Genomic DNA, 14,622 nt, shown 5'->3' with positions numbered 1-14,622 from the left:
AGGCGTATGTGCTTCGGCCGAAGGAGGAAACCAAAAAAAGGTGATTGGGTTCGCGATTGCCGGGCAGAAGCGCGTCGACACATTCACCACCAGGGAGGGCGACACCATGGCTGCCATGTCCGCGAACGACGCAGGAACAGTGGACACGGCGGTTTCGCCGGACGCACTCACGGGACAGCGGATGACCGAGCTGCCCTGGATCGAGGACGCCGGCAAGGTCGCCCCGAAGGACGCCCGCGCGATGTCGAAGCTGTTCTTCGACCGGCTCCAGGTCCTGGAGGAGGGCACGCACGAGTACCAGTACGCGCGCAACACCCTCATCGAGATGAACGTCTCACTGGTGCGCTACGCGGCTTCCCGCTTCCGCAACCGCGGGGACGACACCGAGGACATCATCCAGGTCGGCACCATCGGGCTGATCAAGGCGATCGACCGGTTCGACCTCTCGCGCGAGGTCGAGTTCGCCACCTTCGCCGTGCCCTACATCGTCGGCGAGATCAAGAGATTCTTCCGCGACACCACCTGGGCCGTGCACGTCCCCCGCCGCCTCCAGGAGCTTCGGGTGGACCTGGCGAAGGCCAAGGAGGAGCTGTCGGTGCGGCTGGACCGCGACCCGACGGTCAAGGAGCTGGCCGCCCACCTCGAACTCGACGAGGAAGAGGTCGTCGAAGGCCTCGTCGCCTCCAACGGCTACGTGGCGGGGTCGCTCGACACCCCGACGACCGAGGGGGAGTCCAGCAGCGACCACCGCTCGCTCGCCGACGTCCTCGGTGAGACCGACCCGGCCCTGGAGACGGTCGACAACCTCCAGACCCTGGCGCCGCTGCTGCGGCAGCTCGACCCCCGCGAGCGGGAGATCGTCAACATGCGGTTCGGCCTGGAGATGACCCAGTCGCAGATCGGGGCGGAGCTCGGCGTCTCCCAGATGCACGTGTCCCGACTGCTCGCCCGCATCGTGAAGCAGCTGCGCGCCGGGATGTGCGTCGAGGTCTGAATCCGGCCAGGTGCACCGGGCGCCGGTCCGGGGCATCCCTGTCGTCCGTAACGATTCCCGCTGAGCCCGCGCCTCTCACCATGTGCCCGCGAACCCCGCCGACCACCGGAAACAGGCGGGGTTCGCATATGCTTCCTGCCGATACGGCGCGGGTGACCCGCGCCTTCCGTGCCAGGGGGGTGGAGAGTGGTCGAGTTGCCTTCGGATGTTTCGGCGCCGCGTATGCGCACCACTGTCGGCGTCCCACGTCAGGCGAGGTTCCTCCCGGAAGCCGACGAGTCCGTCTGGGACGTCGACGCGGCGATCCTCCTGGTCGAGGACGACGCCGGTGACGCGCTGCTCGTCGAGGAGATGCTGGCGGACAGCGAGCTCGACTCCGCGCTCACCTGGTGCAAGACGCTGGCGGAGGCGCGGCGGTTCCTGAGGGAGAGCCCCACCCCCAGCTGCGTACTGCTGGACCTCCATCTGCCCGATGTGCACGGTCTCGACGCCGTCACCCAGATCGTCGAGTCCTCACCGGACGCGGCGATCGTCGTACTGACCGGCATGGCCGAGGCCGACGCGGGGCTCTCCGCCGTGGCGAACGGCGCGCAGGACTATCTCCTCAAGGGCCGGATCGATCCCGAGACGCTCGGCCGCGCCATCCGCTACGCGCTCCAGCGCAAGCAGGTCGAGCGCGCCTCGGCCGCCCTGCGCTCCAACGAACTGATCACCCGCGAGAACGCCCGCCTGGAGCGCGGACTGCTGCCCGTGCCGCTGCTGCGCGACGACAGCTTCCAGGCTGTCGCCCGGTACGAACCGGGCCGCGACCACGCCCTGCTGAGCGGTGATTTCTACGACGTGGTGCAGACCGCCGACGGCACCGTGAACGCGGTGATCGGGGACGTGTCCGGCCACGGGGCCGCCGAGGCCGCGCTCGGGGTCTGTCTGCGGGTGGCGTGGCGCACCGCCGTGCTGTGCGGGACCGATCAGGCCGAGCAGTTCCGGCTCCTTGAGGAGATCCTCGTCGCCGAGCGCGCCGATCCCCGTGTCTTCGCCACCGTCACCTCACTGGTCTTCCCGCCGGGCGGACGGACGGCGCGCGTGGTGCGGGCGGGGCACCCGGGGCTCCTGCTGCGCGACGGCACGCGGGTGAGCTGGGTCGAACCCACCGGCGGAATGGCCCTGGGGCTGCTGCCCGGAGAGGGCGAGTGGATCGCCACCGAACTCGCGCTGCCGTCCGACGGCCGGCTCGTACTGTTCACCGACGGACTCTTCGAGGGCCGTGTCAGTCCGGTGGAACGGCTGGGCGAGGAAGGACTGCTGGCCATGGCCCGCCGGCACGCGGCACTGCCCGCCCGCACCTTCGTGGACACCCTGGTCGCCGAGGCGGCGGAGGCGGCCGCGCCTTACGGCGGTCTCGCGGACGACGTGGCCGTGCTCCATCTGGCGTGGGGCGGGCGGAACCGATGACCGGCGGGGAACCAGGCGCCACGGACGGCGCGCACAGCGGAGGAATCGTGAAGAGCACGGACGGGGCGGACAGCGCGGGCACGGCGGAGGGCGCGGACGCTTCCCCTTCCGGACCGGCCGGACGACTGTCCGTCCAGAACTGGATCCACTTGATCCTGGCCGGTTTCGTGCTGGTGGTGTGCGGGTGCCTGGTCGTCGGCGGGCTCGTGCTGGCCCGCATATCCGACCGGACCACCGAGCTGGTCGACCGCATCCAGCCCGCCCGCTCCGCCTCCTTCCAGTTGCAGAACTCGCTGCTCGACCAGGAGACCGGGGTCCGCGGATACACCCTCACCGGTGAGCCGTCGTTCCTGGAGCCGTACCGGACGGGCGGGCAGAACGAGCGGCTGCGCCTGAAGCAGGTACGGGACCGGATCGGGCCCGACCGCCTGTACAACGACGATCTCGACCGGATCGCGGCCGCCGCCCAACGGTGGCGTGAGGGCTACGCCGAACCGCTGATCGCGACGGTCCGCACGGAGGGCCCCGCCTCCGCGTCGTCGGAACCGCTGCGGCGGAGCAAGACCGAGTTCGACACGCTGCGTCGGCTGTACACCGTCCAGCAGGCCCATCTCGACGCCGCCCGGGACCACGCCCGCGACCAGCTCGACGCCGCGCGCCAGACCCGCGACCGGGTGCTGATCGCCCTCGTCGTCATCTTCGTGCTGGTCGTGCTCTCGCTGAGCCTGCTGGTGAACCGCATGGTCGGCCGGCCGCTGAGCGCGCTGAGCGCGGCCTCGTACAAGGTCAGTTCGGGCGCCTTCGAGCATCGGATCGAGGTGCACGGCCCGTCCGACGTGCGTGCGGTGGGGGCGGCGGTCGAGGACATGCGGCGGCGGATCATGGAGGAGCTGGCGGAGTCCCGGCAGCGCGAGACGGTGCTCGCGGAGCAGACCGAGGAGCTGCGCCGGTCCAACGCGGAGCTGGAGCAGTTCGCCTACGTCGCCTCGCACGACCTCCAGGAGCCGCTGCGGAAGGTCGCCTCGTTCTGCCAGCTGCTGGAGAAGCGGTACGGCTCCGAGCTGGACGCCCGGGGCAAGCAGTACATCGGCTTCGCGGTCGACGGCGCCAAGCGCATGCAGGTGCTGATCAACGATCTGCTGACGTTCTCGCGGGTGGGTCGGGTGCACGACAGCTGGAAGCCCGTGGACCTCGACCAGTTGCTGGACCGCGCGCTCGGCAATCTGGCCCTCTTCATCGACGAGTCCGGCACCGAGGTCGTCCGGGAGGAGCCCTTGCCGGTCCTGGTCGGTGACGGGACGACACTGGCCATGGTCTGGCAGAACCTGATCGGCAACGCGGTGAAGTTCCGCCGCCCGGACGTGCCCTGCCGGATCACGGTCGGCTGTGTGCGGGAGGACAGGGACTGGCACTTCACGATCGCGGACAACGGCATCGGCATCCCGTCCGAGTTCGCGGACAAGGTGTTCGTCATCTTCCAGCGGCTGCACGCCAGGGACGAGTACGAGGGCACGGGCATCGGCCTCGCGCTCTGCCGGAAGATCATCGAGTTCCACGGCGGCCGGATCTGGCTGGACTCCGCACCGGCCGAGGGCACCCTCATCCACTTCACCCTGCCGGCCGCCTCCGCCGTGCCGGGCCCCAGCGCGGCGGAGTCCCCGGAACCCGCCGCGGTCAGCATCCCCTCGGGAGAAACACTGTGAACACCCCCGCCCACCCCGTAGAGGTCCTTCTGGTGGAGGACGACCCGGGCGATGTCCTGATGACCCGCGAGGCCTTCGAGCACAACAAGATCGGGAACACCCTCCATGTGGCGCGGGACGGGAAGGAGGCCCTGGACTTCCTGTACCGCCGGGGTGAGTTCACCGACGCGCCCCGGCCGGACCTGATCCTTCTCGACCTCAATCTGCCCAAGTACGACGGGCGCCAGGTGCTGGAGCAGATCAAGACGGACCCGGAGCTGACCACGATCCCCGTGGTCGTGCTCACCACCTCCTCGGCGGAGGAGGACATCCTGCGCAGCTACAGCCTGCACGCCAACGCGTACGTCACCAAGCCCGTCGATCTCGATCAGTTCATGGCGGCGGTGCGGCAGATCGACGACTTCTTCGTCACCGTGGTCCGGTTGCCCGGCCGTGTGTGACATTCAGCACTTTCTTCCTGGCGTGGGCGTGTCCATCCCGGGTAGACGAGCCATTCAGAAATGGTCTGCGACCTCCCTGCGGAGCCTTGGCTGGAGCACATGAACGAACAGCTCACCTCGCGACCGGCGGGCCGCGCGGGCGACCGCGGTCGACCGGTCGAGGCACTGCACACCGCCGAGGTCTTCGACGGCGAACCCGGCTGCATCGCGCGGGCCCGCGCGCTCGCCGACCGCTTTTTGACCCGCCTGGTGGCGGAATGGCTGGCGGTGCTGGGCGAGCACACCCGCAGCGATCTGATGCTGGCTGTGAGCGAACTCGTCACCAACGCCGACCGTTACAGCCAGGGCCCGTACATGCTGGAGCTGGAGGGGACCGCCGACACCGTCAGCGTGACCGTCTACGACAGCAGCACGGCCCTGCCACTGCTGTACGCGCCCGATCCCAGCCGACCGGGCGGCCACGGCATCGAGATCGTCATGGCGCTGTGCGACCGGCTGACCGCCGAACGGGTGCCGGTGGGCAAACGGATACGGGCGGAGTTCCGGCTCAGCGGCTGACGATCCCGGGGACGGTCGTCAGGGGTCGCTCGCGCCGCAGGCGTGACGGGAGTCCTGTACGAGCCCCGGCCCCGGCGTCGGACTGGTCCCTACGGATGAGCGCCGGAACCGGACTCGGGACGCCTGCCGCCGACGGGCGCCCGAGGCCGGGATGATGCCCCGTGGGTCCGCGGGCGGCCCGCGAGGGAAGTGAGCTGCGCATGAGTTCCGAGGACCGGTTCCACGACCGCGAGGAGGCCGGGCGCGCGCTCGCCGACCGGCTCGCCGAGGACGCGCGGGGGGCCGGGGGCCCGCTCCCCGACGCCGTCGTACTGGCGCTGCCGCGCGGCGGGGTCCCGGTGGCCGCCGAGGTCGCGAGGAAGCTGGGAGCACCGCTGGACGTGCTCGTGGCCCGCAAGATCGGCGCACCGTTCAACCAGGAGTTCGGCGTCGGGGCGGTGGCCGGTGAGGGGCCGGCGCTGTACGACGAGCGGGCCCTGGCCGCGCTGGGGCTGACGCCCGAGCGTCTGGCGGACCGGGCCGCGCGTGAGCGGACGGAACTGCGGCGGCGCGAATCGCTCTACCGCGCCGGGCGCCCGCCTCTCGATGTCCGCGGCCGGACCGTCGTCGTGGTCGACGACGGGCTGGCGACCGGTGTCACCGCGCGGGCCGCGCTGCGCGCCGTACGGACGATGGAACCGGCCCGGGTGCTGCTTGCCGTCCCGGTGGGTTCGGCGGAGGCCGTGACCGCGCTGCGCGCGGAGTGCGACGAACTGCTGTGTCTGCGACGGCCGGAACCGTTCGGTTCGGTCGGGCAGTGGTACGAGGTCTTCGACCAGGTGGAGGACGACGAGGTGACCGCGGTCCTGAGCGCGTCCCGCGACGGGGAGTGACGCGGCGGGGGCCGACCGGAGGCACGCACGGTCGTGTGGCGGCGCGTGCGCGTGCCGGTCGACGGGGCCTCGGTCGGCGCGTCCCGCGTCAGAACGCCACGATCAGCGCGTCCCGCGTCAGAACGCCACGATCAGCGCGTACGCCAGGAAGAACGCGGCGCAGAGCACCACGACCACCCCGATGACCAGCAGTGGCCCCCAGCTCCACCCGGGGCTGAGGTCGTCGCGCGGGCCGGTCTCGGAACCGGTCGAGGACTCCGCGGGCGGGGTCTCCTGCGGCGCGACCGTGCCGGGCGCCCCGCGCACCGGCTGACGTCCGGCGGCGTCCATGGGTACGGAGGTGTTACGGAGAACGGTGTCGGTGTTGTCGTTGTCCATACCCCAAGGGTCCACCCGTCCGGGCCTTTTCGCTCCTTCCCGGCCCTTCAGGTCCCGCACGGCCGTACGCGGCTCAGCGCCGGACCCCCGTAGGCGGCCGGTCGAAGACGCAGTCCCCGCACAGGCCGCCGCCCGGGGACCGGTAGTGGAGACAGCAGCTCCGGCGCCGGAAGCCGGGGCCGTGCGGGGCCCCGGTGTCCCGCAGATCAGGGTGGTCGAAGAGCTCCGCCGCCAGCTCCCGGGTCCGCCCGGCCACCTCCGGGCGCCCGTGCGCACGGGCCCAGCCGATCAGTTCCCGGACGGCCCCCGCGAGCGCCGAGCCCGCGTTTCCCCACAGCAGGGACGCCGAGACGTGCGCGTCGGCGCGTACCGCGGCCGCGAGCGGCGAGAGGTGCCCGTACTGGACGGCCTCTCGGATGTCCGCGGCGGTACCCGGCCGGTACGGGCCCGTGCCGTCCGGCGGCAGCTCCAGCCACAGATCGTCGGGCGTGGTCCGCGCCGGGTCCCAGCAGAGCCGGTCGGGCGTCGGATCGGGCAGCCTGCCGTGGAGCACGGCGGGGGCGAGCACGACCGACCAGAGCCGTGCGGCCAGTCCCAGGTGCGCGACCGACGCGGCGACCCGGCGTTCGGAGGTGCCCAGCCGGGCCGCCACCGTGTCGATCCGGTCGGTGAGCGGCGCGGTCTCCCCCGCGTACAGCCGGGCCAGTGGGCGGTGGTCGCCACCGGGCACGGGAGTGGTCCGCAGGGCGAAGAACCCGCCCATCGGGGCCGGTGCGGCCAGTTCCATGTCCGCCGCTCCTTCCGGGCCTCGCGACCGTCGCGTCCCGTGGCTCACCGTAGCCGCCCCGGGCGCCCGTTCTGAGATGTGGCGGGACCAGGACTACCGTCGGGAGGAGGACCTGGTCTCCACCCTCGTACTACCAGGGCAGTACGCCGGATCGCCGTCTCAGGGACGACGACGCGGCCGCCCCGAAGGGACAAGGTGGTGTACATGAGTTCCCTCGCGCTGTCCGTCCTGCTCTCACTGGTCTCCGCGGTCGCCTACGCGGCCGGGGCGATCGTCCAGGAACGGGTGGCGGCGGACGGTGACGAGCGGGCGTACGCCGCGCTGCGCAACGGGGTGTGGTGGGGCGCCGTGGCGCTGAACGGCGTGGGGGCGGTGCTGCACGTGGTCGCGCTCGCCTACGGCCCGCTCAGCCTCGTACAGCCGCTCGGGGCGTTGACCATCGTCTTCGCCCTGCCGATGGCCGCGCTGTTCGTCCGCCGTCGGGCGGGCGCGGCCGCGTGGCGCGGCGCGGTGATCGCGGCCGTGGGACTGGCCGGGCTGCTCGCGCTGACCAGGGGCGCCGAGTCGCGCACGCTGGACGGGTACGAGCAGCTGATGCTGGGGGCGGTGACGGCCGGCTCGGTCGCGGCGCTCTTCCTCGTCGCGAAGTGCGTGCGCCGGCCGGTGGTGCGGAGTGTGATCCTGGCGGCCGGCGCGGGTGTGTCGTTCGGGATCGCCTCGGTGTTCACCAAGGCGGTGGCCGTGCGGTGGGCGTCCGGAGCGGTGACCGCCGGACTGCCGACGCTGCTGGCGATCGCGGCACTGGCGGGCGCCGGGCTGCTGCTGTCGCAGGCGGCGTACCGGGGAGCCGGTCTGACGGCGCCCCTGGCGACGGTGACGGTGGTGAATCCGGTGATCGCGGCGGTCGTCGGCCTCACCCTCTTCGGGGAGAGCTTCCGGCACGGCACGACCGGGGCCCTGCTGGCGCTCGGGTGCGGTGCGGTGGCGGCGGGCGGTCTCGTCCTGCTGACGACGGAGCGGCTGGGGGCCGAGCGGCGGGTGGGCGAGGACCTTTCGGGTGAGCGCGTGGAACGGGGAAGCACGGACCGGGAGGACGGCGAGCGGGAAGGCGTGGAGCGCGCGGACGGGGAGGACAAGGGGCCGCCGGGACCGCCGGTGTCCCTCTCCGGTGCTCCCGCCCCTTCTCCGGCCGTTCCGACGCCCCGGAAACGCCTGCCGGCCGGGCCGACGGCGCCCGCGCCGAGCCCCCCGAACGCACCCGTGTCGCCGTCGCACGGAGAGTCCGGGGCCGGGCGGTCCCCTCAGGGACCGGCCCGGCCCGGTGGTGTGCCCGGCGGGCGTACGGGGTCCTCACGCGCTCCCGGGCGGCCCGGCGCGCGCGGACTTCAGACGCTGACGCCGCCCGCCCGGAGGTAGGCCAGCGGGTCGACGTCGCTGCCGTATCCGGGACCGGTGCGGATCTCGAAGTGCAGATGCGGTCCGGTGACGTTCCCGGTGGCGCCGGAGCGGGCGATGCGCTGGCCGTTGCCGACCTGCTGCCCCTCTCGGACGCTGACCGCCGACAGGTGCGCGTACTGGCTGTACTTGCCGTCGCTGTGCCGGATGACGACCTGGTACCCGTACGCCCCTCCCCAGCCCGCCGAGACGACCTTCCCGGCGGCCACCGCCTTCACCGAGGTGCCGGTGGGCACCGGGAAGTCGACGCCTGTGTGGTAGCCGCTGGCCCATGATCCCGGCTTGCGGTAGGCCGTGCCGGTGCCCGCCGCCACCGGGGCGGTCAGGGTGGAGTGCTTCTCGGCCCGCTCGGTCTTCCTGGTCTGCTGCTTGGCGGGGTGGTGCTGTGCGACCGGCTTCGACGCGGCTTTGGGCTGGGCCTTCGGCACGCTCTTCTGCTTCGGCCGGGCAGCCGCGGCGCGGCGGTCGGGCGGGGTGTCGGCCGTGTCCAGGCTCAGCCGCTGGCCCGGGAGGATGAGGTTCGGGTTCTCACCGACGACCTCGCGGTTGGTCGCGTACAGCCGCTGCCACCCGCCCCGCACGTGCTCGGTCGCCGCGATCCCGGACAGCGAGTCGCCGTGCTCGACGGTGTACGAGTCGCCCTTGCCCGGCAGGGAGGTCGGGGTGACCGTCTTCGGCACGGCCGCCTTCTTGGGCGTCACGGCCTTCTTCGGGGCGGCGACCCGTTCGGTGCGCTCGGTCTGCGGGGCGATGTCGGGTGAATCGCCGCCCCGTGTCAGCCCGGCCCTGACGGAGCACGCCGGCCAGGCACCCGGGCCCTGCCCCTTCAGTACCTTCTCGGCGACGGCTATCTGCTGGTCCCTGGTCGCCAGGTCGGCGCGTGCCGCGTAGGCGGTGCCGCCGTACGCCGCCCAGGTGGACCGGGTGAACTGGAGGCCGCCGAAGTAGCCGTTGCCGGTGTTGACGTGCCAGTTCCCGGTCGACTCGCAGGCAGCGACCTTCTCCCAGACGTCAGTGGTGGCAGCACCCGCCGAGGCGGCGGTGATCAGCGGAAGCGCGATGCCGACGCCGCCCACGGTGACCGTGAGCGAGGCGCGGTTGATGCGGCTCGGCTGGTATCTGCGGTGCCGTCCGTTCGCGGCCATGATGTGGCTCCCCCACAGGCAGTTGGACACGTCGCAAGCGGCCAACTTATGGGCAGACAGCGGGTGATGACAAGAGAGCACTGGGTATCGGCCCGCTCAGGGGAGCAGCGGACCCAGGGTTCTCCCCGCGGTCGGCGTCCGGGGGACGCGGGTCCCGGGGGGCGTTCGGGTCGACGGTCACGGACCGGCCGACCCCGGCCACGGGGACGCGGCCGGCCGGCGGCCGGGCCTCGGCACCGGCCGTCAGCCGGTGCCCCTGGCGGTCTTGCGGGTGCGGCGCTTCAGGGCGCGCCGTTCGTTCTCGCTCAGGCCGCCCCACACGCCGGAGTCCTGACTGTTCTCCAACGCCCACCGCAGGCACTGTTCCCGCACCGGGCAGCCCCGGCACACGGCCTTCGCCTCCTCTACCTGGAGAAGCGCGGGTCCGCTGCTCCCGATGGGGAAGAACAGGTCGGGATCCTCGTCACGGCAGGCCGCGCTCATGCGCCAGTTCTCCATGGTTCTCCACTCCTGGTTCCGTTGTCGGACGTATTCGGTTCCGCGTACTGCGGGTGACCGACATCGGACGGCTGAAACCACAGGAGACGTAGGAGCCACCGGAGAAAGGGAGTTCGGCCGACGTCCGCCCGGCCGGGCGCGGGGCCGGTGGGCACCGCTCGGTCGGTGGTCGGTGGTCGGTGGTCGGTGGTCGGTGAACAGGCTCGGCGGTCGGTGGTTCGGGGCGGCCGGCCCCTGACGTGGCTTCGGTCAGTGGTTCCCGGCGACGGGCTCCAGGACGAAGACCGGAATCTGCCGGTCCGTCTTCGTCTGGTAGTCGGCGTAATCGGGGAACGCCTCGACCGCGCGCCCCCACCAGAGCGCCTTCTCCTCCCCGGTGACCTCACGGGCCCTCATGTCCTGCCGGACCGGGCCGTCCTGGAGCTCCACCCTGGGGTCGGCCGTGATGTTGTGGTACCAGACGGGGTGCTTGGGCGCGCCGCCCTGAGAGGCCACCACGGCGTACGTCCCGTCGTGCTCGACCCGCATCAGAGGCGTCTTGCGGATCTTGCCGCTCTTGGCGCCCCGGGTGGTGAGAAGGACGACGGGCATACCGCGCATCGTCGTCCCTTCGGTGCCTCCGGAGCTCTCGATGAGCGCGACCTGTTCACGCACCCACTCGGAGGGGCTGGGCTCGTACTCGCCTGTGAGCGGCATCGTGTCTGTCCCGTCGTCGAAGGGCCGGCCGCGGCCGGGTGATCCGTCCGCGGGGACCTCCATCATGCCGGTACGCGCACGGCCGGGCGCGGCGGTCTCAGAGCGGCGTCCGGGACGGGTCCCGATCGTCCGGGGCGGGTTCCTGTCCGGGACGGGGGTGGTGCAGGGCGAGCAGTGCCTGGTCGTCCTGGGGTGTGCCGCCGCTGTGCCGTCGGACGTCCTGGATCAGTGTGTCGAGGATCTGGCCCGGCGCCGCGGGCCGGGCCGGCCGCGTGCGGCGGCCGAGCAGGAGCGGGAGCCGGACGACGGGGTCGTAGAAGGTGCCGGTGGCGTCCCGCGACTCGGTGACGCCGTCCGTGTAGCAGAGCAGGGTGGAGCCGGGCGGGAACGCGAAGGAGTCCACCGGGGCCGACCACATGCCCAGGGCGCTCATTCCCAGCGGGGGCGCCTCCTCCGATGCTTCGAGCAGGGTCGCCGAGCCGTCCGCGGCGAGGAGCAGGGGCGGTGGGTGGCCGCGGTTGACCAGGCGTACGACGTCGAGGTCCGTGGAGAACTCCGCGATGAGGGCCGTCGTGAAGCCTTCCTCCTGTTGTTGCCCGCCGCGTCGCTCGCCCTCGCGCAGGAGCGCCCGCTCCAGCCAGTTCACCAGCTGCGGAAGGTCCTCGGCCTCGTCGGCCGCGTACCGGAAGGCACCGATGTCGGCACTGACCGCGCTCACCGCGCCCAGTCCCTTGCCCCGCACGTCACCGACCATGACGCGGGTGCCGTACGGGGTGGCCTGCACCACGTACAGATCTCCGCCGATCGTCGCCTCGTCCTCCGCGGGCACATAGCGCGCGGCGATGTGCAGGGCGCCGATGCGCGCGGGCGGCCGGGGCAGCACGGCCGTCTGGGCGATGGCCGCGATCTGCTCGGCGCGTCTGGTCCTGGCGTGCTGACTGTGCAGGGTCCGGTTGATCAGGACGGCGAGGGCGGTGACGGACGCCAGGGTGATCTGGTTGGCCACTCCGGCGCGCCAGCCGAAGGTTCCGTCCACCCACGCGAGGACCGCGTGGACCACCATGGACGCGATTCCGACACCGATGATCCCGCGCAGGCCGAGCAGCGGCGCGGCGGCGACCGGCGCGGCCATCAGGAGCGGCGCGGACGTCACATCGGGCGGGGTGACGAGGTCGATGACCACGGCCAGCACGATGACACCGACCGGAATCCACTGGGCCCTACGCAGCTGCGGCACTCCACCACGCTGCCCGCAAGCGCCGCCCGGCGCATCCCGGGCGGCGCTCGCGGGCTCACGGGATACGGGCGACCGCCCCGTATCCCGCGCTGGGCGGTCCGGCGGGGGTGTCGGCGGTGGGGCGCCAGCGGGGCCAGGGGACGAGGCCCGGTTCGACGAGCTCCAGACCGTCGAAGAATCCGGCGATCTCCTCCGGGGTGCGCAGGATGTACGGGATGGCCCCGGAGTTGTTGTACGCCTCCTGGGCCGCCACGTGGACCGGGTCGGTGGGCGCGGCGTGACTGAGGGAGAGGTAGCTGCCCGAGGGGAGGGCGCCGGTCAGCCGGCGGACGACGTCACGGGCCTCGTCCAGGTCGGTGATGTGGCCGAGCACGTCGGAGACGACCAGACCGACGGGGGCCGTGAGGTCGAGTGACGCGTCGGCCGCCCGCAGCAGGGCTTCGGTGTCCCGCATGTCCGCGTTGATGTAGTCGGTGGCCCCCTCGGGCGCGCTGCTCAGCAGGGCGTGCACGTGCAGGAGGACCAGCGGGTCGTGGTCGGCGTAGACCACCCGGGACTCGGGCGCCACGGCCTGGGCGACCTCGTGGGTGTTCAGCTCCGTGGGGAGGCCGGCGCCGACGTCGAGGAACTGGCGGATGCCGACGTCGCGGGCGAGGTACCGGACGCTGCGTACGAGGAAACCCCGGGAGGCGCGGGCGAAGGCCCCGATGTCCGGGAACATGCCGCTGTAGGCGTCGCCGGCGGCCCGGTCGGCGGGGTAGTTGTCCTTGCCGCCCAGCCAGTAGTTCCAGATGCGGGCCGAATGGGGGACGGAGGTGTCGATCCGGTTCTCGTCCGGTTCTGTCATGGCGGGACCTCTCTCGCTTCTCTCACCGCACCGGAAGGGGCGTGTCCGGGTGGGGAGCGGCGGCGCAGGCCGCGTCGAGCCGGATGCGGTAGTCCATCACCGCGCCCGGTTCGTCGACGACGTCCACTCGGACACCCGGGGTCTCCAGGATGACCTGATCGCCGATCTCGGGGGCGGGAACACGCAACAGGTGCAGGGGTGGAACCGCGGTCATCGGGTGCGGCGGGTGATCGAGCGGCACCACCTGCACGGTGGTGTGCGGCAGCCGGGCGGCCTCGGCCAGCGTCTCGCGCTGCTCGTCCATCACGGCGGTGCCGCCGACGCGGGTGTACAGGGCGGCGGCCGGCAGAAGGGCCCAGAGCGCGGCTCCCCGGGCCCTCAGACGCCGCTGTCGCTCCCGTAGGAGCCCCACCCGCCTGTCGAGCTCGTCGGGGGTGTCGTCGGGATACCGCGAGCCGTACAGGGCGGCGGCGTACGCCGGTGTGCGCAGCAGTTCGGGCACCAGCGCCGGGTGCCAGGTGCGGACGAGGGCGGCCGATGACTCCATGCCGATGACGTCCTGCTGCCAGGGGGCCATGACGTCGCGCCACTCGTGCCACCAGCCGGGGACGTTCGCTACACCGAGGCCCGCCATGATCGGTTCGGCCTCGGCGGCGGGCACGCCGTAGCAGTCCAGGAGGAGCTGGACCTGTCGCGCGTCGAGGCCCGTCTCGGCGCGTTCGATGCGGCGCACGGTGGCCGGGTGGGCCCCCAGCGCGTCGGCGGCGGTCCGCAGACCGACTCCGGCGCGCTCCCGCAGCAGCCGGAGCCGGACCGCCAGGACCCGGTGCTGGACGGTGGGGCCCGATCGCGGTCTCATCTCCTGGCACCTTCCTCGGATTCCTCGGACGACCCGGGCATGGAGCACGGCTCACATTCTGTCGCTTGCAAAGTAGGCCGTTTGCGACGAGAGTACATACATGTCCGAAATAATCACCTGCGTGCAACAGGCCCCGGATGTGGGCGACAGCACACAAGGCTGGTGGATTCCCGGCATCGTCGAAGGCGTCCCTGAGGCCCGGCACCGGGTCCAGGCGGCGATGCGGGCGTGGGGGGAGCCGAAGGACCGGATCGACACCGCGGCACTCCTCGTGACCGAGCTGGTCGCCAACGCCGTCCAGCACACCGACAGTCACCGGATCTGGTGCGAGGTCCTGCATTCCGCCGACGGAGTGCGCATAGGCGTGTGGAACTGCGGCACCCGGTGTCTTCCGGCGCCGTGCCCGTCGCCGGACCTCACGGCGGCCTCGTCCGGGCCGGACGAAGTGCCCCTGGACGAGAGCGGGCGGGGCCTGATGCTCGTCGAGGCACTGGCCGAGCGGTGGGGTACGGGTACGAATCCGGCGGGCCGGCTGGTCTGGGCCGACGTCTGAGCGGGTCCGGACGGAACCGGCGGGCCACGCTGCTCCATCGAGGTGGTCCGGAGCGGGCCGTGGTGCTTCGGAACTAGCCTGCCGCGAGCCCGGGCCGTGGTGGCCCGAAGCGGCTTGCGGCGGTGGCCGGTGCCCTGCGGAGGCACGA

General features: G+C 72.2%; 16 protein-coding genes. 8 read left to right on the top strand and 8 right to left on the bottom strand.

Annotated features, from left to right (window positions below; genetic code table 11):
- The first annotated feature begins 181 nt into the window (after nt 1-181).
- The 6 genes from PZB75_RS28410 (at nt 182) to PZB75_RS28385 (ending at nt 6,019) form a co-directional block, all read left to right on the top strand.
- Nucleotides 182-994, top strand: coding sequence for a SigB/SigF/SigG family RNA polymerase sigma factor (locus PZB75_RS28410; RefSeq protein ID WP_275538903.1), 813 nt, complete (start codon nt 182-184; stop codon nt 992-994).
- Nucleotides 995-1,216: 222 nt separating this feature from the next.
- Entirely contained in the window at nt 1,217-2,446 is a 1,230-nt protein-coding gene (locus PZB75_RS28405; protein WP_275538145.1) for a fused response regulator/phosphatase, read from the top strand.
- A gap of 125 nt (nt 2,447-2,571) precedes the next feature.
- Nucleotides 2,572-4,149 carry a sensor histidine kinase gene (locus PZB75_RS28400; protein WP_275538902.1) on the top strand — a complete coding sequence of 526 codons (1,578 nt, stop codon included), beginning with the start codon at nt 2,572-2,574 and terminating at the stop codon, nt 4,147-4,149.
- The gene (locus tag PZB75_RS28395; protein WP_275538144.1) at nt 4,146-4,589 is read left to right on the top strand and encodes a response regulator; all 444 of its coding nucleotides are present in this window, start codon (nt 4,146-4,148) and stop codon (nt 4,587-4,589) included. The genes PZB75_RS28400 and PZB75_RS28395 overlap by 4 nt, the downstream gene beginning before the upstream one ends.
- Nucleotides 4,590-4,688: 99 nt before the next feature.
- Complete coding sequence (locus tag PZB75_RS28390) at nt 4,689-5,147, top strand: ATP-binding protein (RefSeq protein WP_275538143.1); 459 nt, start codon at nt 4,689-4,691, stop codon at nt 5,145-5,147.
- Nucleotides 5,148-5,347: 200 nt separating this feature from the next.
- Entirely contained in the window at nt 5,348-6,019 is a 672-nt protein-coding gene (locus PZB75_RS28385) for a phosphoribosyltransferase family protein (RefSeq protein ID WP_275538142.1), read from the top strand.
- A 117-nt stretch (nt 6,020-6,136) separates the two neighbouring features.
- On the opposite strand, the gene PZB75_RS28380 is transcribed toward PZB75_RS28385, so the two are convergent.
- Both PZB75_RS28380 and PZB75_RS28375 read right to left on the bottom strand, forming a co-directional pair.
- Nucleotides 6,137-6,397 (bottom strand): DUF6480 family protein, encoded by a 261-nt coding sequence (locus tag PZB75_RS28380; RefSeq protein WP_343286265.1) that lies wholly within the window; start codon nt 6,395-6,397, stop codon nt 6,137-6,139.
- A 73-nt stretch (nt 6,398-6,470) separates the two neighbouring features.
- Entirely contained in the window at nt 6,471-7,184 is a 714-nt protein-coding gene (locus PZB75_RS28375) for a (2Fe-2S)-binding protein (protein WP_275538141.1), read from the bottom strand.
- A 204-nt stretch (nt 7,185-7,388) separates the two neighbouring features.
- On the opposite strand from PZB75_RS28375, the gene PZB75_RS28370 reads away from it, so the two are divergent.
- On the top strand, nt 7,389-8,600 hold the full coding sequence (locus PZB75_RS28370; RefSeq protein WP_275538140.1) for a DMT family transporter: 1,212 nt from the start codon (nt 7,389-7,391) through the stop codon (nt 8,598-8,600).
- Here the strand turns inward: PZB75_RS28370 and PZB75_RS28365 are convergent.
- From PZB75_RS28365 to PZB75_RS28340, 6 genes are all read right to left on the bottom strand, one after another.
- Nucleotides 8,570-9,784 (bottom strand): transglycosylase family protein, encoded by a 1,215-nt coding sequence (locus PZB75_RS28365; protein ID WP_275538139.1) that lies wholly within the window; start codon nt 9,782-9,784, stop codon nt 8,570-8,572. The two genes, PZB75_RS28370 and PZB75_RS28365, sit on opposite strands and share 31 nt — an antisense overlap.
- Nucleotides 9,785-10,027: 243 nt before the next feature.
- A complete protein-coding gene (locus PZB75_RS28360; RefSeq protein ID WP_275538138.1) occupies nt 10,028-10,282 on the bottom strand; it encodes a WhiB family transcriptional regulator in 255 nt (84 codons plus the stop codon).
- Between the two features lie 249 nt (nt 10,283-10,531).
- Complete coding sequence (locus PZB75_RS28355) at nt 10,532-10,978, bottom strand: nitroreductase family deazaflavin-dependent oxidoreductase (protein WP_275538137.1); 447 nt, start codon at nt 10,976-10,978, stop codon at nt 10,532-10,534.
- 97 nt (nt 10,979-11,075) lie between these two features.
- Nucleotides 11,076-12,215 carry a PP2C family protein-serine/threonine phosphatase gene (locus PZB75_RS28350; protein ID WP_275538136.1) on the bottom strand — a complete coding sequence of 380 codons (1,140 nt, stop codon included), beginning with the start codon at nt 12,213-12,215 and terminating at the stop codon, nt 11,076-11,078.
- Nucleotides 12,216-12,270: 55 nt separating this feature from the next.
- A complete protein-coding gene (locus tag PZB75_RS28345) occupies nt 12,271-13,062 on the bottom strand; it encodes an SAM-dependent methyltransferase (RefSeq protein ID WP_275538135.1) in 792 nt (263 codons plus the stop codon).
- A gap of 22 nt (nt 13,063-13,084) precedes the next feature.
- Complete coding sequence (locus PZB75_RS28340) at nt 13,085-13,921, bottom strand: Scr1 family TA system antitoxin-like transcriptional regulator (RefSeq protein WP_275538134.1); 837 nt, start codon at nt 13,919-13,921, stop codon at nt 13,085-13,087.
- A 100-nt stretch (nt 13,922-14,021) separates the two neighbouring features.
- On the opposite strand from PZB75_RS28340, the gene PZB75_RS28335 reads away from it, so the two are divergent.
- A complete protein-coding gene (locus PZB75_RS28335; protein WP_343286264.1) occupies nt 14,022-14,474 on the top strand; it encodes an ATP-binding protein in 453 nt (150 codons plus the stop codon).
- Nucleotides 14,475-14,622: the final 148 nt, after the last annotated feature.

This window comes from Streptomyces sp. AM 4-1-1, from assembly GCF_029167625.1.
GTDB lineage: Bacteria > Actinomycetota > Actinomycetes > Streptomycetales > Streptomycetaceae > Streptomyces.
This window is presented reverse-complemented; position numbering and strand designations above follow the sequence as displayed.

Bases quoted from the DNA above. Each gene is read 5' to 3' on its own strand.
- PZB75_RS28335 (WP_343286264.1), top strand. From the start codon at position 14,022: ATGTCCGAAATAATCACCTGCGTGCAACAGGCCCCGGATGTGGGCGAC.
- PZB75_RS28390 (WP_275538143.1), top strand. From the start codon at position 4,689: ATGAACGAACAGCTCACCTCGCGACCGGCGGGCCGCGCGGGCGACCGC.
- PZB75_RS28405 (WP_275538145.1), top strand. From the start codon at position 1,217: ATGCGCACCACTGTCGGCGTCCCACGTCAGGCGAGGTTCCTCCCGGAA.
- PZB75_RS28380 (WP_343286265.1), bottom strand. From the start codon at position 6,397: ATGGACAACGACAACACCGACACCGTTCTCCGTAACACCTCCGTACCC.
- PZB75_RS28360 (WP_275538138.1), bottom strand. From the start codon at position 10,282: ATGGAGAACTGGCGCATGAGCGCGGCCTGCCGTGACGAGGATCCCGAC.
- PZB75_RS28410 (WP_275538903.1), top strand. From the start codon at position 182: ATGACCGAGCTGCCCTGGATCGAGGACGCCGGCAAGGTCGCCCCGAAG.
- PZB75_RS28340 (WP_275538134.1), bottom strand. From the start codon at position 13,921: ATGAGACCGCGATCGGGCCCCACCGTCCAGCACCGGGTCCTGGCGGTC.
- PZB75_RS28355 (WP_275538137.1), bottom strand. From the start codon at position 10,978: ATGCCGCTCACAGGCGAGTACGAGCCCAGCCCCTCCGAGTGGGTGCGT.
- PZB75_RS28375 (WP_275538141.1), bottom strand. From the start codon at position 7,184: ATGGAACTGGCCGCACCGGCCCCGATGGGCGGGTTCTTCGCCCTGCGG.
- PZB75_RS28370 (WP_275538140.1), top strand. From the start codon at position 7,389: ATGAGTTCCCTCGCGCTGTCCGTCCTGCTCTCACTGGTCTCCGCGGTC.
- PZB75_RS28365 (WP_275538139.1), bottom strand. From the start codon at position 9,784: ATGGCCGCGAACGGACGGCACCGCAGATACCAGCCGAGCCGCATCAAC.
- PZB75_RS28385 (WP_275538142.1), top strand. From the start codon at position 5,348: ATGAGTTCCGAGGACCGGTTCCACGACCGCGAGGAGGCCGGGCGCGCG.
- PZB75_RS28345 (WP_275538135.1), bottom strand. From the start codon at position 13,062: ATGACAGAACCGGACGAGAACCGGATCGACACCTCCGTCCCCCATTCG.